Annotated in this window: 15 protein-coding genes, 1 tRNA gene and 1 pseudogene; all 17 read left to right on the top strand. The window is 63.4% G+C overall.

Going from position 1 to position 18,421, the window contains the following annotated elements:
- A pseudogene (locus ASG43_RS22190) lies at positions 1–97 on the top strand (elongation factor Tu); the annotation flags it as partial.
- 187 nt (positions 98–284) lie between these two features.
- Complete coding sequence (locus tag ASG43_RS11215; RefSeq protein ID WP_056504629.1) at positions 285–989, top strand: hypothetical protein; 705 nt, start codon at positions 285–287, stop codon at positions 987–989.
- Complete coding sequence (locus ASG43_RS11220) at positions 926–1,873, top strand: 3-deoxy-manno-octulosonate cytidylyltransferase (protein WP_244488070.1); 948 nt, start codon at positions 926–928, stop codon at positions 1,871–1,873. The genes ASG43_RS11215 and ASG43_RS11220 overlap by 64 nt, the downstream gene beginning before the upstream one ends.
- 66 nt (positions 1,874–1,939) lie before the next feature.
- Positions 1,940–2,015: transfer RNA gene (locus ASG43_RS11225), tRNA-Trp, on the top strand.
- Between the two features lie 174 nt (positions 2,016–2,189).
- On the top strand, positions 2,190–2,390 hold the full coding sequence (gene secE / locus ASG43_RS11230; protein ID WP_056504634.1) for a preprotein translocase subunit SecE: 201 nt from the start codon (positions 2,190–2,192) through the stop codon (positions 2,388–2,390).
- Positions 2,391–2,414: 24 nt separating this feature from the next.
- On the top strand, positions 2,415–2,945 hold the full coding sequence (gene nusG, locus ASG43_RS11235; protein WP_056504637.1) for a transcription termination/antitermination protein NusG: 531 nt from the start codon (positions 2,415–2,417) through the stop codon (positions 2,943–2,945).
- 187 nt (positions 2,946–3,132) lie between these two features.
- On the top strand, positions 3,133–3,561 hold the full coding sequence (rplK, locus tag ASG43_RS11240; protein ID WP_056504641.1) for a 50S ribosomal protein L11: 429 nt from the start codon (positions 3,133–3,135) through the stop codon (positions 3,559–3,561).
- 4 nt (positions 3,562–3,565) lie between these two features.
- Positions 3,566–4,261 carry a 50S ribosomal protein L1 gene (rplA, locus tag ASG43_RS11245; protein WP_056504643.1) on the top strand — a complete coding sequence of 232 codons (696 nt, stop codon included), beginning with the start codon at positions 3,566–3,568 and terminating at the stop codon, positions 4,259–4,261.
- A 379-nt stretch (positions 4,262–4,640) separates the two neighbouring features.
- Positions 4,641–5,159: a 50S ribosomal protein L10 gene (gene rplJ, locus ASG43_RS11250; RefSeq protein WP_056504647.1), complete on the top strand. Its 519-nt coding sequence runs from the start codon at positions 4,641–4,643 to the stop codon at positions 5,157–5,159.
- A gap of 51 nt (positions 5,160–5,210) precedes the next feature.
- Entirely contained in the window at positions 5,211–5,588 is a 378-nt protein-coding gene (gene rplL / locus ASG43_RS11255; protein WP_056504649.1) for a 50S ribosomal protein L7/L12, read from the top strand.
- A 328-nt stretch (positions 5,589–5,916) separates the two neighbouring features.
- Positions 5,917–10,059, top strand: a complete 4,143-nt coding sequence (gene rpoB, locus ASG43_RS11260) for a DNA-directed RNA polymerase subunit beta (protein WP_056504652.1) — start codon at positions 5,917–5,919, stop codon at positions 10,057–10,059.
- A 55-nt stretch (positions 10,060–10,114) separates the two neighbouring features.
- Positions 10,115–10,306: an integrase gene (locus tag ASG43_RS11265; RefSeq protein ID WP_156386649.1), complete on the top strand. Its 192-nt coding sequence runs from the start codon at positions 10,115–10,117 to the stop codon at positions 10,304–10,306.
- A 131-nt stretch (positions 10,307–10,437) separates the two neighbouring features.
- Complete coding sequence (rpoC, locus tag ASG43_RS11270; RefSeq protein ID WP_056504658.1) at positions 10,438–14,643, top strand: DNA-directed RNA polymerase subunit beta'; 4,206 nt, start codon at positions 10,438–10,440, stop codon at positions 14,641–14,643.
- A 615-nt stretch (positions 14,644–15,258) separates the two neighbouring features.
- A complete protein-coding gene (rpsL, locus tag ASG43_RS11275; RefSeq protein ID WP_056504660.1) occupies positions 15,259–15,630 on the top strand; it encodes a 30S ribosomal protein S12 in 372 nt (123 codons plus the stop codon).
- Between the two features lie 35 nt (positions 15,631–15,665).
- Entirely contained in the window at positions 15,666–16,136 is a 471-nt protein-coding gene (rpsG, locus tag ASG43_RS11280) for a 30S ribosomal protein S7 (protein WP_056504662.1), read from the top strand.
- Positions 16,137–16,163: 27 nt separating this feature from the next.
- Positions 16,164–18,254 carry an elongation factor G gene (gene fusA, locus ASG43_RS11285; RefSeq protein ID WP_056504665.1) on the top strand — a complete coding sequence of 697 codons (2,091 nt, stop codon included), beginning with the start codon at positions 16,164–16,166 and terminating at the stop codon, positions 18,252–18,254.
- A 69-nt stretch (positions 18,255–18,323) separates the two neighbouring features.
- Positions 18,324–18,421: GTP-binding protein (locus ASG43_RS22755; RefSeq protein WP_141681087.1), on the top strand; the 98-nt coding region annotated here is incomplete at its 3' end.

The following is an 18,421-nucleotide window of genomic DNA, read 5'->3' on the forward strand; positions in this document are numbered from 1 at the left end:
GATCGTGCCGATCGCCATGGAAGAGAAGCTGCGCTTCGCCATCCGCGAAGGCGGCCGCACCGTCGGCGCCGGTATCGTGTCGTCGATCGTCGAGTAAGTTCGCGCTTGCGATCTCGCCCGGCCGCTTCGGTCGGCAGGGCGCCTGCGGAATTGGACGGGCCCTTCGGGGCCCGTTTTCGTTTGAAGTCCGGGCGCGGCCGCGACCGATCGGAGGCGTTCCTGCTTGTGGCGCCGAAGACCCGCGACTAAGAGGCTCGATCGAGACGACTGCTGAGGAACCTCACATGACCGCCGACATCGCCCGCATCTTCATCGGCTTCGACAGCAAGGAGGTCGTCGCCTATCACGTCCTCGCCCAGAGCATCATCGAACATGCCACGATGCCGGTCGCTTTGTCGCCGATCGTCCTCGGTCACCTCGAAGCCACCTTCAAACGCGAGCGCAACGCGCTGCAATCGACCGAGTTTTCGTTCTCGCGCTTCCTCGTGCCCTATCTCAGCGGCTTCGAGGGCTGGAGCCTGTTCATGGACTGCGACATGCTCATGCGCGCCGACATCGCGGACCTCTGGGCGCTGCGCGACGATCGCTACGCCGTCATGTGCGTGCAGCACGACTACCAGCCGAAGGTCGAGACGAAATTCCTCGGACAGACGCAGACCAGATACGAGAAGAAGAACTGGTCGAGCGTCCTCCTCTTCAACAACGAGAAGTGCCGGTCGCTGACCCCCGACTTCGTCAACAGCGCGAGCGGTCTCGAACTGCACCAGTTCAAGTGGCTCGCCGGGGACGCGCTGATCGGCGCGCTTCCGGCCGGCTGGAACTGGCTCGTCAACGAATACGATCACGATCCCTCGGCGAAGAACGTCCATTTCACCGATGGCGGGCCGTATTTCGACGAATATCGCGACGACGACTACGCGGACGAGTGGTTCGCGACGCGCGAGCGCATGCTGCATGTGCAGCAGCGCGCGCCGGTCGAGAAGGCCTGATCCCCGTGTCTGCGGTCGGGGCGTCGATGCGTCCACCTGCGCAGGAGGACGGCCAAGAGACATGGGCCGCCGCCTTCGCGCGATATGCCGACATCGTTCTCGTCGCCAACAGCGACGCGGTCGATATCGGCGATCTGAGAACCCGTTTCGGCGACGGAACGCTCTTTGTTTTCTTCAACAAAGTCTACAAGGTCCTCCATCAAGCCTTTGACGGTGAATGCCTTCTTGTCGCGAGATCCAGTGAGGCCGGCGCCAATATCGTTTATCGCAGAGAGGTCGAGGACGTTGTCCGCCTCCTTGAAGGCCCGGTCTTCCGCGGCATCCTGAACCTGAAGGCGGCAGCGGCCGAGACGTTCAGCCCAGCCGAGGCGTTCGGTGACCGGACCGTGGGTTTCCTGGATCTGTCGCGGCACTTCTCCGACTTCTATTCGTCGCGCCACGTCCCGAGCAGCGGATTTGCGCTGGCCGTCTGGTTGACCGAGCAGAGGATCCCCGCCCGGATCCACCTTGCGGGGTTCACCGCGCGCCGCAGCGAAGCCTGGAAGGTGTTCCACGTCCACGACTGGACGACGGAGCAGATCGTGCAGCGGCTTCTCCTGCGCGCCGGCAAGCTTCACGCCGTCGATGGAGCGGGCCCCGAAATCCCCCTGGATCGCATCGCGGACCGTTTTCCCGGCATCGACGCCTCCGATGTATCGATCGTGGCCGTCAACGTCCTGTCCGAGCGGCTGGAGCAGGCCAATGTCGTGATCGACAAGCTTCTGTCTCTCACCAGCTTCCAGCGAAAGATCGACGCCGCCCTGCGGCGTCTCAAGCCCAAGACGCGCAAGGCGAAGCTCGCCGACGCCGCGCGTGCTCGGACCGACGCAGGGAAGGGCGATTGAAACGAGGCCGATCGTCGGACTTGCCAAAACCGTCGACAGCGATTATTGGCATCTTCGTCCAGTCGAAGGGGTATAGCTCAGCTGGTAGAGCGGCGGTCTCCAAAACCGCAGGCCGTAGGTTCGAGCCCTACTGCCCCTGCCACTGCCTCCCGCCATCACGTCGCGGTGAGGCCTCCGGAAAAGAATTCGACAGCCCGAGATTGACGTTTGACGGGGCTTGTGAATCAGTCTGCGCTTCTTTATGTAGCTCTTAACAGACACCGGGCGCGTGAGGCTGTGTAACAGTCTCCTACGCGCCTATTGCCGTGAGCATTCGATGGCATCGAAGACGAATCCGTTTACGTTCCTCCAGGAGGTGCGCTCCGAGACCGCGAAGGTCACGTGGCCGTCGCGCCGCGAAACCATGATCTCGACGATCATGGTTCTCGTCATGGTGGTCTTCGCATCGGTGTTCTTTTTTGCAGCTGACTTCCTGATCGGTTTCCTGATGAGCCTGATCCAGGGCGGCGGCTTCTGAACGACACAGAACGGAAGATCTGACATGGCCGCCCGTTGGTACATCGTTCACGCCTATTCGAATTTCGAGAAGAAGGTCGCCGAGTCGATCGAGGAGCAGGCCCGCCAGAAGGGGCTTTCCGACAAGTTCGAGAAGATCCTGGTCCCGACCGAGAAGGTCGTCGAGGTTCGCCGCGGTCGCAAGGTCGATTCCGAGCGCAAGTTCTTTCCGGGCTACGTTCTCGTGAAGGCCGAGCTGACGGACGCCGTGTTCTCGATGATCAAGAACACCCCGAAGGTCACCGGGTTCCTTGGTCCCGATAATCGGCCCGTGCCGATTTCCGAGAGCGAGGCCAACCAGATCCTGATGCAGGTCGCCGACGGCGTGGAGCGGCCGAAGCCGACGATCCTCTTCGATGTCGGCGAGAGCGTGCGCGTTTCGGACGGTCCCTTCGCCTCGTTCAACGGCATCGTCCAGGAGGTCGATTCCGAGCGGGCGCGCCTCAAGGTGGAAGTTTCGATCTTCGGTCGCGCGACGCCCGTCGATCTCGAATTCGGTCAGGTCGAAAAGGTCTGATCGAGCCGGAGGCCGCCTCTGGCGGCCCGGTGGGAGCGTTCGCCGCTCCCGACCCCCGCGCGGGAGACCCTCCGGTTCAGCCGACCGGAGACAGGGGTCGGACCGCGCAACTGCAACGAGCCGCCTTGCGGCCGAAGCCGACCGATCCGAGAGGGCAGGGACGGCGCAACGATGAAGGCAGACACGAATGGCTAAGAAGATTGCAGGCCAGCTGAAGCTGCAGGTCAAGGCGGCCTCCGCCACGCCCTCGCCGCCGATCGGCCCCGCGCTCGGTCAGCGCGGCATCAACATCATGGAATTCTGCAAGGCGTTCAACGCGCAGACCCAGGAGTTGGAGAAGGGTTCGCCCGTCCCGGTCGTCATCACCTACTACGTGGACAAGTCGTTCACCTTCGTGATGAAGACGCCCCCGGTCAGCTACTTCCTGAAGAAGGCCGCCGGCCTCACCGCGGGCTCCAAGGAGCCCGGCAAGGTCAAGGCCGGTCAGGTCACGCGCAGCCAGGTCCGCGAGATCGCCGAGGCGAAGCTCAAGGATCTCAACGCAAACGACGTCGATTCGGCCATGCTGATGATCGAAGGTTCTGCCCGTTCGATGGGCCTGGAAGTGGTGGGCTGAGACGATGGCAAAGGCTGGCAAGCGCATCACCAAGGCCCGTGAGGGCATCGACCGCGAGAAGCTCTACGCTCTCACTGACGCCCTGAACCTCCTCAAGGAGCGGGCTACGGCGAAGTTCGACGAGACGATCGAAGTCGCCATGAATCTCGGCGTCGACCCGCGCCATGCGGATCAGATGGTCCGCGGCGTCGTCAACCTGCCGAACGGCACGGGCCGCACGGTCCGCGTCGCCGTCTTCGCGCGCGGCGCCAAGGCCGACGAGGCTCGCGCCGCCGGTGCCGACATCGTGGGCGCCGAGGATCTGGTCGAGCTCGTCCAGGGCGGCACGATCGATTTCGACCGCGCCATCGCGACCCCCGACATGATGCCGCTCGTCGGCCGTCTCGGCAAGGTTCTCGGACCGCGTGGCCTGATGCCGAACCCCAAGGTCGGCACCGTGACTCCGGATGTCGCTGGCGCCGTCAAGGCGTCGAAGGGCGGCGCCGTCGAGTTCCGCGTCGAGAAGGCCGGCATCGTCCATGCCGGCGTCGGCAAGGCGAGCTTCGACGTCGAGGCTCTGGCCGAGAACATCCGCGCGTTCGCGGACGCCGTCACCCGTGCAAAGCCGACCGGCGCCAAGGGCAACTACGTGCAGCGCGTCGCCGTGACGTCCACGATGGGCCCCGGCGTCAAGATCGAGCTCGCGAGCCTCACGGCTTAAGGCTTTTCGAGGCCGCAGAATTGGGCAGCGCTTCCGGGCGCTGCCGCGACGATGTTCCGGGGCTTTCGAGCCCCGGCGCAAGAGGAGCCGAAGGGCTTCTCGACCTGTCCGAGACTGCAGGCGATGCGAGGGCTCCGGCCTTGGCCTCTTAATCGTGGAAAGCCTGCAATAGACGGGGATTGTGCTGAAATTCTCCGGATGCTCGCATCCGGACTTCGGTTCGAACCTCCGAATGCCTTGTGCCGCTCGTTCGTTCCTTCGGGAGCGTCGCGATCAGCCAGGGGGACAGGATCCTCGAGCGTCGCCTGGGTTCACGCCCGAGCGGCAAAAGGCAACCGGCGGTCGTCCTTCGGGAGGGTCGCCCAATTGGAGAGAGGCTGTGGAAAGAGCGGAAAAGCGCGAATTCGTCACGGAGCTCCACGAGACCTTCAAGGGCTCGGGTGCAATCGTGGTGGCTCGCTATGCCGGTCTCACTGTCGCGCAGATGAACGATCTTCGTTCAAAGATGCGCGCGCAGGGAGCCACCGTCAAAGTCGCGAAGAACCGTCTCGCCAAAATCGCCCTTCAAGGCACGGACGCCGCAGAGATCGCTGGCCTTTTCGAAGGTCAGACACTGGTCGCCTATTCGGCCGACCCGATCGCGGCACCGAAGGTCGCCAACGATTACGCCAAGGGGAACGACAAGCTCGTCATCCTCGGCGGTTCGATGGGAAAGACCACTCTCGACGCGGAAGGCGTGAAGGCTCTGGCCTCGCTGCCGTCGCTCGACGAGTTGCGCGGCAAGCTGCTGGGCATGATCCAGACGCCGGCCACGCGCATCGCGGCCGTGGTCGCTGCGCCCGCAGCGCAGCTGGCTCGCGTGTTCGCAGCTTATGCCAAGAAGGACGAGGCGGCGTGAGGCTTGTTCCTCGCTGCATCAATCATCATTCGAACCTGAAGGAATACCACCATGGCTGATCTGGCTAAGATCGTTGAAGACCTGTCGAGCCTCACCGTCCTCGAGGCTGCCGAGCTCTCGAAGATGCTCGAAGAGAAGTGGGGCGTTTCCGCCGCTGCTCCGGTTGCGGTCGCCGCTGCCGGCGGCGCCGGCGCTGCCGCTGCCGAAGTCGAAGAGAAGACCGAGTTCGACGTCATCCTGATGGATGCCGGCGCTCAGAAGATCAACGTCATCAAGGAAGTCCGTGCGATCACCGCGCTCGGCCTGAAGGAAGCCAAGGACCTCGTCGACGGCGCTCCCAAGCCCGTCAAGGAAGGCGTGTCCAAGGACGAAGCCGCCAAGATCAAGGACCAGCTCGAGAAGGCTGGCGCCAAGGTCGAAGTCAAGTAATCGCGGGCCTTGGCCCACGATTGCTCCTGATGACAGGCGAGCGGGACGGCGAAATGCCGTTCCGCTTTCCGTGCTCCCGGTGGGAGCCTCCGCACCGGGATGGCGCCGTCGCCCTTTCGGGAACCGCGGAGAGACAGTTCGGCAGATCGTGCGGGTGCTCCCGCGGCCTTCGGGCCGCGCGAAGACTCGGACCGGCCGGCGGTCCAACAGGCAGTCGATGCTTCCGGCGACGTGGCGTGCTGATGGCGCCGGAAGGCTTCTCCCACGAAGGAGAAGCGAGTGAGTTTTCAGCCCTGCGGTCGAGGGCGCAGTCATTGAAGGAGCGACGATGTCTCAGACGACGACGTTTAGCGGTCGCAGGCGAGTGCGCAAGTTCTTCGGGTCGATCCCGGAAGTTGCCGAGATGCCGAACCTGATCGAGGTCCAGAAGGCCTCCTATGATCAGTTCCTGATGGTGAAGGAGCCCGAAGGCGGGCGCCCCGACGAGGGCCTGCAGGCCGTCTTCAAGTCCGTGTTCCCGATTTCCGACTTCTCCGGTCAGTCGATGCTCGAATTCGTCAAGTACGAGTTCGAGGCGCCGAAGTTCGACGTGGACGAGTGCCGCCAGCGCGACATGACCTTCGCTGCGCCTCTCAAGGTGACGCTGCGCCTCATCGTGTTCGATATCGACGTCGACACCGGCTCCAAGTCCATCAAGGACATCAAGGAGCAGGACGTCTACATGGGCGACATGCCGCTCATGACCTCGAACGGCACGTTCATCGTGAACGGCACCGAGCGCGTGATCGTGTCTCAGATGCACCGTTCTCCGGGCGTCTTCTTCGACCACGACAAGGGCAAGTCGCATTCTTCGGGCAAGCTGCTCTTCGCGGCGCGCGTGATCCCCTATCGCGGATCCTGGCTCGACATCGAGTTCGATGCCAAGGACGTCGTGTTCGCGCGCATCGATCGCCGCCGCAAGATCCCGGTGACGAGCCTCCTCATGGCGCTCGGCATGGATGGCGAGGAAATCCTGTCGACCTTCTACGACATCATCCAGTTCGAGAAGGACAAGAACGGTGGATGGCGCGTGCCGTTCTCCGTCGAGCGCGTGCGCGGCCAGAAGGCCGTGACCGACCTCGTCGACGCCGATAGTGGCGAAGTGCTGGTCGAGGCCGGCAAGAAGGTCACGGCGCGCCAGGCCCGGCAGATGAAGGAGAAGGGCGTCGTCGCGCTTCGCGCCACGGAGGAGGACCTCTACGGCAACTATCTGGCCGAGGACATCGTCAACCACCAGACGGGCGAGGTCTATCTCGAGGCCGGCGACGAGATCGACGAGAAGACCCTCAAGGTCCTCATCGACGGCGGCCACGAGCAGATCCAGGTCCTCGACATCGACCACGTCACGGTGGGCGCCTACATCCGCTCGACGCTCGCGGTCGACAAGAACGAAGGCCGCCAGGACGCGCTCTTCGACATCTACCGCGTGATGCGTCCCGGCGAGCCGCCGACGATGGAAACCGCGGAAGCGATGTTCAATTCGCTCTTCTTCGACGCGGAGCGCTACGACCTCTCGGCCGTCGGCCGCGTGAAGATGAACATGCGTCTCGACGTCGACGCCGAGGACACCGTGCGCGTCCTGCGCAAGGAGGACATCCTCGCGGTCGTGAAGACGCTGGTGGATCTGCGCGACGGCAAGGGCGAGATCGACGACATCGACAATCTCGGCAATCGCCGCGTGCGCTCGGTCGGCGAGCTCATGGAGAACCAGTACCGCGTCGGTCTCCTGCGCATGGAGCGCGCCATCAAGGAGCGCATGTCCTCGGTCGAGATCGACACGGTCATGCCGCAGGACCTCATCAACGCAAAGCCTGCGGCGGCGGCCGTGCGCGAGTTCTTCGGCTCCTCGCAGCTCTCGCAGTTCATGGATCAGACGAACCCGCTGTCCGAGATCACCCACAAGCGCCGTCTCTCGGCGCTTGGACCCGGTGGTCTGACCCGCGAGCGCGCCGGCTTCGAGGTTCGCGACGTGCATCCGACGCATTACGGCCGCATCTGCCCGATCGAGACGCCGGAAGGCCCGAACATCGGCCTCATCAACTCGCTCGCGACCTTCGCGCGCGTCAACAAGTACGGGTTCATCGAGAGCCCCTACCGCAAGGTCGTCGACGGCAAGGTGACGATGGACGTCGTCTATCTCTCCGCCATGGAAGAGGCCAAGCACCACGTCGCGCAGGCGAACGCGGTGCTGACCAAGGAGATGACGTTCGAGGACGAGCTCGTGATCTGCCGCCATTCCGGCGACGTGTTCATGACGCCCCGCGAGAACGTCGATCTCATGGACGTCTCGCCGAAGCAGCTCGTCTCGGTCGCGGCCGCGCTGATCCCGTTCCTCGAGAACGACGACGCGAACCGCGCCCTCATGGGCTCGAACATGCAGCGTCAGGCCGTGCCGCTGGTGCGCGCCGAGGCGCCGTTCGTCGGCACCGGCATGGAGCCGATCGTCGCCCGCGACTCGGGCGCGGCCATCGGCGCGCGCCGCACCGGCGTCGTCGATCAGGTCGATGCGACGCGTATCGTCATCCGCGCGACGGAGGACCTCGAGGCCGGGAAGTCCGGCGTCGACATCTACCGTCTGATGAAGTTCCAGCGCTCGAACCAGAACACCTGCATCAACCAGCGTCCGCTGGTGGCCGTGGGTGATCGCGTTCAGAAGGGCGACATCATCGCGGACGGCCCGTCGACGGATCTCGGCGATCTCGCCCTCGGCCGGAACGTGCTCGTCGCGTTCATGCCGTGGAACGGCTACAACTACGAGGATTCGATCCTTCTTTCCGAGCGCATCGTCGCCGACGACGTCTTCACCTCGATCCACATCGAGGAGTTCGAGGTCATGGCGCGCGACACCAAGCTCGGTCCCGAGGAAATCACGCGCGACATTCCGAACGTGTCGGAAGAGGCGCTGAAGAATCTCGACGAGGCGGGCATCGTCTATATCGGCGCGGAGGTCGCTCCCGGCGACATCCTCGTCGGCAAGATCACGCCCAAAGGTGAAAGCCCGATGACGCCGGAGGAAAAGCTCCTTCGCGCCATCTTCGGCGAGAAGGCCTCGGACGTCCGCGACACGTCGAACCGCATGCCGCCCGGCACCTACGGCACCGTCGTCGAGGTTCGCGTCTTCAATCGTCACGGCGTCGAGAAGGACGAGCGCGCCATGGCGATCGAGCGCGAGGAGATCGAGCGTCTCGCCAAGGATCGGGACGACGAGCAGGCGATTCTGGACCGCAACGTCTACGGCCGCCTGATCGACATGCTCGACGGCAAGGTCGCCATCGCGGGGCCGAAGGGCTTCCGCAAGGGCGCGACCGTGACGCCGGACATGATGCGCGAATATCCCCGCTCGCAGTGGTGGATGTTCGCCGTCGAGGACGAGCGCGTGCAGGGCGAGCTCGAAGCGCTTCGCGGCCAGTACGACGAATCCAAGAAGACGCTCGAAGGGCGCTTCATGGACAAGGTCGAGAAGGTGCAGCGCGGCGACGAACTGCCGCCCGGCGTCATGAAGCAGGTCAAGGTCTTCGTCGCCGTCAAGCGCAAGATCCAGCCCGGCGACAAGATGGCCGGACGCCACGGCAACAAGGGTGTCGTGTCGCGCATCGTGCCGGTCGAGGACATGCCGTTCAACGAGGACGGCACGCATGTCGACATCGTTCTGAACCCGCTCGGCGTGCCTTCGCGCATGAATGTCGGTCAGATCCTGGAGACGCATCTCGGCTGGGCCTGCGCGGGCATGGGCCGGAAGATCGGGGACATGCTGGAAGCCTATCAGCAGAGCCACGACGCGTCGCAGCTGCGCGACGAGATCGCCGGCATGCTCGGCGACAGCGACCGCAACGAGCGGGTGAAGGACTACGACGACGCGTCCGTCATCGTGCTCGCCAAGCAGATGAAGCGCGGCGTCTCCATCGCGACGCCGGTCTTCGACGGCGCCGTCGAGGCTGACATCGTGGAGATGCTGGAAAAGGCCGGGTTGAACGGCTCGGGTCAGGTCACGCTCTACGACGGCCGTACGGGCGAGGCGTTCGATCGTCAGGTCACGGTCGGCTACATCTACATGCTGAAGCTGCACCATCTGGTGGACGACAAGATCCACGCCCGTTCGATCGGACCTTACTCGCTGGTCACCCAGCAGCCGCTCGGCGGCAAGGCGCAGTTCGGCGGCCAGCGCTTCGGCGAGATGGAGGTCTGGGCGCTCGAAGCCTACGGTGCCGCCTACACGCTGCAGGAGATGCTGACGGTGAAGTCGGACGACGTCGCAGGCCGGACCAAGGTCTACGAGTCGATCGTGCGCGGCGACGACGCGTTCGAGTCCGGCATCCCGGAGAGTTTCAACGTTCTCGTGAAGGAAATGCGCTCGCTCGGCCTCGACGTCGACCTCGCCAACTCGGTGGATTTGACGGGCGGACTGGAAGCGTTGCCGGATGCGGCCGAGTAAGGTTTAGACTTGGCTCGGGCTTGATCGAAAGGCGGCGACCGACATGGCTTTGATGATGGGTGCGCTCTACGACGCTTCGCGATCCGCGAACGTCGATGGCGACAAGTCACGCAAGGCTGCGGAGGAGGTCGCCGACTTTCAGAAGCAGATCAGCGAGATCAGAACCGATCTCGCTGATCTGAAGTGGATGTCCGGACTCCTGCTCGCCGGAGTCGTCACTCTGGTCATTCGAGCCTTCACGACCTGACGTCACGGATTCTGCCGCGCTTGGCGCGGCCTCGAAAGCGCCTCATGGAGGGCGCTTTCGTCACCCGAATTTCTCAGGCGCCGGTCTCTCCGGTGCAGCCGGGGCCTTCATGCCCCAACAGGAGACAGGTTATGAACCAAGAGGTCATGAACCTTTTCAATCCTCAGGTGCAGGCGCAGACCTTCGACTCGATCCGCATCTCGCTGGCGAGCCCCGAGAAGATTCTGTCCTGGTCCTTCGGCGAGATCAAGAAGCCGGAAACCATCAACTACCGCACGTTCAAGCCCGAGCGCGACGGTCTGTTCTGCGCGCGCATCTTTGGGCCGATCAAGGACTACGAGTGCCTGTGCGGCAAGTACAAGCGCATGAAGTACAAGGGCATCATCTGCGAGAAGTGCGGCGTCGAGGTTACCCTGTCGCGCGTGCGTCGCGAGCGCATGGGCCATATCGAACTCGCCGCTCCGGTCGCGCACATCTGGTTCCTGAAGTCGCTGCCGAGCCGCATCGGAACGCTGCTCGACATGACGCTGAAGGATATCGAGCGCGTCCTCTATTTCGAGAACTACATCGTCACCGAACCGGGTCTCACCGCCCTGAAGGAGCACCAGCTCCTGACGGAAGAGGAGTACATGATCGCGGTGGACGAGTACGGCGAGGACAGCTTCACCGCGCTCATCGGCGCCGAGGCGATCCAGGAGCTTCTCGCTTCGATGGAGCTGGAGAAGATCGCCGGTGATCTTCGTGCCGAACTGGCCGAGACGACGTCCGAGCTGAAGACCAAGAAGCTCATGAAGCGTCTCAAGATCGTCGAGAACTTCATCGAGTCCGGCAACAAGCCGGAGTGGATGATCATGCGCGTCGTTCCGGTCATCCCGCCGGACCTGCGCCCGCTGGTTCCGCTCGACGGCGGTCGCTTCGCGACGTCCGATCTGAACGATCTCTACCGCCGCGTCATCAACCGCAACAACCGCCTGAAGCGGCTGATCGAACTGCGTGCGCCCGGCATCATCATCCGCAACGAGAAGCGCATGCTGCAGGAGGCCGTCGACGCGTTGTTCGACAACGGCCGTCGCGGCCGCGTGATCACGGGCGCCAACAAGCGTCCGCTGAAGTCGCTGTCCGACATGCTGAAGGGCAAGCAGGGCCGCTTCCGCCAGAACCTTCTCGGCAAGCGCGTCGACTATTCCGGCCGTTCGGTCATCGTGACCGGTCCGGAGCTGAAGCTGCACCAGTGCGGCCTGCCGAAGAAGATGGCGCTCGAGCTGTTCAAGCCCTTCATCTACGCCCGCCTCGACGCCAAGGGTTACTCCTCGACCGTCAAGCAGGCGAAGAAGCTCGTCGAGAAGGAGCGCCCGGAAGTCTGGGACATCCTGGACGAGGTCATCCGCGAGCACCCGGTTCTTCTCAACCGGGCCCCGACGCTGCATAGGCTCGGCATCCAGGCTTTCGAGCCCGTGCTGATCGAGGGCAAGGCGATTCAGCTTCATCCGCTGGTCTGCACGGCCTTCAACGCGGACTTCGACGGCGACCAGATGGCGGTGCACGTGCCGCTCTCGATCGAGGCGCAGCTTGAGGCGCGCGTCCTCATGATGTCGACCAACAACATCCTGCATCCGGCCAATGGTCTTCCGATCATCGTTCCGTCGCAGGACATGGTGCTCGGCCTCTACTACCTCTCGATCATGAACGAGAACGAGCCCGGCCAGGGCATGGTATTCTCGGACTTCGGCGAGCTGGAGCAGGCTTTGTTCACCAAGGCCGTGACCCTGGCATCGAAGATCAAGGGCCGGTTCAAGACCGTCGACGCCGACGGCAACCCGGTTTCGAAGATCTACGAGACCACGCCGGGCCGCATGCTCATCGGCCAGCTCTTGCCGAAGAACCACATGATTCCGTACGACATCTGCAATGAGCTGATGACGAAGAAGAACATCTCCAAGATGATCGACACCGTCTACCGCCATTGCGGTCAGAAGGACACGGTGATCTTCTGCGACCGGATCATGCAGCTTGGTTTCAAGCATGCCTGCACCGCCGGTATCTCGTTCGGCAAGGACGACATGCTCATCCCGGACACCAAGCCGCGGATGATCGAGGAGACGCAGACGCTCGCGAAGGAATTCGAGCAGCAGTACAATGACGGCCTGATCACGCAGGGCGAGAAGTACAACAAGGTGGTCGATGCCTGGGCCAAGTGCACGGACAAGATCGCCGACGAGATGATGGCGCGCATCAAGGCCATCGAGTTCAACCCGGAAACGGGCCGGCAGAAGCCGATGAATTCGATCTACATGATGTCGCACTCCGGTGCCCGCGGGTCTCCGACCCAGATGCGCCAGCTCGCGGCCATGCGCGGACTGATGACCAAACCGTCCGGCGAGATCATCGAGACGCCGATCATCTCGAACTTCAAGGAAGGCCTCACCGTTCTCGAGTACTTCAACTCGACGCACGGCGCGCGCAAGGGTCTGGCCGACACGGCTCTGAAGACCGCGAACTCGGGCTACCTGACGCGTCGCCTCGTCGACGTGGCGCAGGACTGCATCATCACGCAGACCGATTGCGGCACCGAGAACGGCCTGACGATGCAGCCCATCGTCGATGCCGGTCAGGTCGTGGCGTCGATCGGCCAGCGCGTGCTGGGTCGCACGGCCCTCGAGGACATCGTCCATCCCCTGACGGGCGAGGTCATCGTCAAGGGCGGCGTCACGATCGAGGAGCCCGATGTCGAGCTCATCGAGAAGGCGTCGATCCAGTCCGTGAAGATCCGCTCGGCGCTGACCTGCGAGGTGCGTACCGGCATCTGCGCGATCTGCTACGGACGCGATCTGGCTCGCGGCACGCCCGTCAACATGGGCGAGGCCGTCGGCGTCATCGCGGCGCAGTCGATCGGCGAGCCCGGCACGCAGCTCACCATGCGCACGTTCCACATGGGCGGCACGGCGCAGGTCGTCGACCAGTCCTTCCTGGAAGCCTCGTACGAGGGCACGGTCCAGATCCGCAACCGCAACGTGGTGAGGGACTCGGACGGGCGTCTGGTGGCGATGGGCCGCAACATGGCGATCCTCATCCTCGATCCCGCCGGAAAGGAACGCGCATCGCACCGCGTCACCTACGGCAGCCGCATCTTCGTCGACGACGGCGATCAGGTTCGCCGCGGCCAGCGCATCGCGGAGTGGGACCCCTACACCCGTCCGGTTCTCACCGAACTGGAAGGCGTCGTGGAGTTCGAGGATCTCGTCGAGGGTCTCTCGGTTTCCGAGCAGGCGGACGAGGCGACGGGCATCACCAAGCGCGCCGTCATCGACTGGCGCGCCAGCCCGCGCGGTCAGGACCTGAAGCCGGCCATCGTCATCCGCACGAAGGACGGGCAGGTTGCCAAGCTCGCGCGCGGCACGGATGCCCGCTACTTCCTCTCGGTCGACGCCATCCTGTCGGTCGAGCCGGGCGCGACGGTCCGCGCTGGTGACGTCCTTTCGCGTATTCCGATGGAAAGCGCGAAGACCAAGGACATCACCGGTGGTCTGCCGCGCGTCGCCGAGCTCTTCGAGGCGCGTCGTCCGAAGGACAACGCGGTCATCGCGGAGATCGACGGCACGGTGAAGTTCGGCCGCGACTACAAGAACAAGCGCCGCATCATCATCGAGCCGCACGAGGATCTCGTCGAGCCGGTGGAGTATCTCATCCCGAAGGGCAAGCCGTTCCACCTCCAGGAAGGCGACATCATCGAGAAGGGGGACTACATCCTCGACGGCAATCCGGCCCCGCACGACATCCTGGCCATCCGGGGCGTCGAGGCGCTGGCGTCCTATCTCGTCAACGAGATCCAGGAGGTCTACCGTCTGCAGGGCGTGTTGATCAACGACAAGCACATCGAGGTGATCGTCCGCCAGATGCTGCAGAAGATCGAGATCATCGAGTCCGGCGACTCCGGCTACATTCCGGGCGACCATGTCGACCGGATCGAGCTCGCGGAGCTGAACGAGCGTCTGGAGGAGGAAGGCAAGAAGCCGGCTTCCGGTACGCCGGTTCTCCTCGGCATCACGAAGGCCTCGCTGCAGACGCCGTCCTTCATCTCGGCGGCGTCGTTCCAGGAGACCACCCGCGTCCTCACGGAAGCGGCGGTCGCCGGCAAGACGGACACGCTGCAGGGCCTGAAGGAGAACGTCATCGTCGGCCGCCTGATTCCGGCAGGCACGGGTGGCATGATGACCCAGGTCCGCCGCATCGCGACCTCGCGCGACGACCTCATCATCGAGGATCGCCGCAAGACGTCGAATGCGACGGCCGTCGGCGCCGATCGGATGCTGACCGACATGACGAACGCGGCCGAGTAAGTCACTCCCGGCCAACACGCAGATCCAGGACGGCCGCTTCGGGAACGAAGCGGCCGTTTTGATTCTCGAGAAAAGTCGGAGGAGGGTGGTTGCCATGCCCCCATCCGATTCGCTAAAGCTCTGGCGCGAATCGGTCTGATCGACGATATCGCCCGGACCGTCCGACGGTTCCGCTGACCGATTCTCGTTGTCCCCGCTGCGGACCGAGCCGGCGCATGTCGTTTTCCGATGTTCCATCGTCCGTTTGCGACTGTTCTGGCATTCGACGAAGTCCGTTTTCGGCTTCGTCACCATTCGTCCAGCGTCCGGCAAGGCAATTGCTGAAGGCGCTTGACGACACATACGTGAATCGTTAAACACCGCCCAACAGAGCAGATGTGAGGCTGGTTTTTCCCAAGGACGCCGCGTCCGGGATCTTCGTCTCAAACAAGGCTTCGTTCAACGAGACGACACATTGCTGGCCGCATGACCGAGACATCGGTCCTCTGCATCGTTCCGGGCAGTCCACCGACAGGTGGATCAAATGCCCGGTTTCGCGCATGAGGGCCTCAGGTCTTCGTGGCCAGTGGATCGTTCCGTTCGGAACCGAGATTCGAAACAAGAGGTAAGGTTGGAATGCCGACCATCAACCAGCTGATCCGGAAGCCGCGCGTTCGCCCGAGCGACCGCAACACGGTTCCGGCCCTTGAGGCGAACCCGCAGAAGCGCGGCGTCTGCACGCGCGTCTACACGACGACCCCGAAGAAGCCGAACTCGGCTCTGCGTAAGGTCGCCAAGGTCCGTCTCGTCAATGGATACGAAGTCATCGGCTACATCCCCGGCGAAGGTCATAACCTTCAGGAGCACTCCGTGGTGATGATCCGCGGCGGCCGCGTGAAGGATCTTCCGGGCGTGCGCTACCACATCATCCGCGGCGTGCTCGATACGCAGGGCGTCAAGGATCGCAAGCAGCGTCGTTCGAAGTACGGCGCGAAGCGTCCGAAGTAAGCCGCGTCCGACGCCTGATTTTGAGAGAGCAGTAGATGTCCCGTCGTCACAGTGCCGAGAAGCGCGAAATCAACCCGGACCCGAAGTTCGGCGATCTCGTCGTCACCAAGTTCATGAACGCCGTCATGTACGACGGTAAGAAGTCGGTCGCCGAGCGGATCGTCTACGGCGCATTCGATGCGGTCACGCAGAAGACCCGTCAGGAGGCCGTCGCGGTCTTCCATCAGGCGCTGGACAACATCGCACCGCATGTCGAGGTCCGTTCGCGCCGCGTCGGCGGCGCCACGTATCAGGTTCCGGTCGACGTTCGCCCGGAGCGCCGTCAGGCGCTCGCCATCCGCTGGCTGATCACCGCAGCCCGCAATCGCAACGAGACGACCATGGTCGATCGCCTGTCCGGCGAACTCATGGACGCCGCGAACAATCGCGGCACCGCGGTCAAGAAGCGCGAAGACACGCACCGGATGGCGGAAGCCAACCGCGCCTTCTCGCACTACCGCTGGTAATCCAAAGCTTAGGAAAGGCGCCGCCCCATGGCACGCGAATATAAGATCGAGGACTACCGCAACTTCGGCATCATGGCCCACATCGACGCGGGCAAGACGACGACGACCGAGCGGATTCTCTTCTACACCGGCAAGTCCCATAAGATCGGCGAAGTCCATGACGGCGCCGCGACGATGGACTGGATGGAGCAGGAGCAGGAGCGCGGCATCACGATCACGTCTGCCGCGACCACGACCTACTGGGAAGGCCGCGACGGCAAGACCCGTCGGTTTAACATCATCGACACCCCCGGACACGTCGACTTCACCATCGAGGTCGAGCGTTCGCTTCGCGTTCTCGACGGTGCGATCGCGCTTCTCGACGCCAATGCCGGCGTTGAGCCGCAGACCGAGACGGTCTGGCGCCAGGCCGACAAGTACCACGTGCCCCGCATGATGTTCGTCAACAAGATGGACAAGACGGGCGCCGACTTCTTCCGTTGCGTGGAGATGGTGAAGACCCGTCTCGGTGCCCGTGCGATCGTCGTGCAGCTGCCGATCGGCGCTGAGAACGAGTTCAAGGGCGTCATCGACCTGATCGAGATGAAGGCCCTCATCTGGCGCGACGAGTCTCTCGGCGCCAAGTGGGACGTCGTCGAAATTCCCGCGGACATGCAGGCTCAGGCTGAAGAGTACCGCGAGAAGATGATCGAGCTGGCCGTCGAAGTCGACGAGCAGGCGATGGAAGACTATCTCGAGGGCAAGTTCCCGGACAACGACAAGCTTCGCAAGCTGATCCGCAAGGGCACATGCGACGTCTGGTTCACGCCGATCTTCTGCGGCTCGGCCTTCAAGAACAAGGGCGTGCAGCCGTTGCTCGACGGCGTCGTCGACTTCCTGCCCAGCCCGACCGAAGTCCCCGCCATCAAGGGCATTGACCCGAAGACGGATGCCGAGACCGAGCGTCGCGCATCCGACGACGAGCCGCTGTCGATGCTCGCCTTCAAGATCATGAACGACCCCTTTGTTGGTTCGCTCACGTTCTGCCGGATCTATTCGGGCAAGGTGACCAAGGGCACCTCGCTTCAGAACACGGTCAAGGAGAAGAAGGAGCGCATCGGACGCATGCTCCAGATGCACTCCAATTCGCGTGAGGATATTGAAGAGGCCTATGCCGGCGATATCGTCGCGCTGGCCGGCCTCAAGGAAGTCACGACGGGCGACACGCTCTGCGATCCGCTGAAGCCGGTCATCCTCGAGCGGATGGAATTCCCCGAGCCGGTCATCGAGATCGCGATCGAGCCGAAGACCAAGGGCGACCAGGAGAAGATGGGCCTCGCGCTCAACCGTCTCGCTGCCGAAGACCCTTCGTTCCGCGTCAAGACCGACGAGGAATCGGGCCAGACGATCATCGCCGGCATGGGCGAGCTTCACCTCGACATTCTCGTCGATCGCATGAAGCGCGAGTACAAGGTCGAAGCCAATGTCGGCGCTCCCCAGGTCGCCTACCGCGAGACGATCACCCGTCAGGCCGAAGTGGATTACACCCACAAGAAGCAGACGGGCGGCACGGGCCAGTTCGCTCGCGTCAAGATGATCTTCCGTCCGTCCGAGGCGGGCGAGGGCTTCAAGTTCGAGTCCAAGATCGTCGGTGGTTCGGTTCCGAAGGAATACGTCCCCGGTGTCCAGAAGGGCATCCAGTCGGTTCTGACCTCCGGTCCGCTGGCCGGCTTCCCGATGGTCGACATCTCGGCCGAACTGATCGACGGCGCCTACCATGACGTCGACTCCTCGGTTCTCGCCTTCGAAATCGCCGCTCGCGCCGGTTTCCGCGAGGCGATCCAGAAGGCCGGTCCGAAGCTTCTCGAGCCGATCATGAAGGTCGAGGTCGTGACGCCCGAGGATTACGTCGGTGACGTCATCGGCGATCTGAACTCGCGTCGTGGTCAGATCCAGGGCACCGAGACCCGCGGCATCGCCACGGTCGTGAACGCGATGGTCCCGCTGGCCAACATGTTCGGATACGTGAACACGCTGCGCTCCATGAGCCAGGGTCGTGCGCAGTACACGATGTCCTTCGATCATTACGAACAGGTTCCGAACCAGGTCGCCGACGAGATCCAGAAGAAGTTCGCCTGAACGTTCTGACCGCAGCGATCCATTGAACTGGGCTTTGACGAGCCCCACACAGACAAACGGAGTGGCACGATGGCCAAGAGCAAATTCGAGCGCAACAAGCCGCATGTGAACATCGGCACGATTGGTCACGTTGACCATGGGAAGACGAGCCTGACGGCTGCGATCAC

It is taken from the genome of Aureimonas sp. Leaf454, from assembly GCF_001424685.1.
GTDB lineage: Bacteria > Pseudomonadota > Alphaproteobacteria > Rhizobiales > Rhizobiaceae > Plantimonas.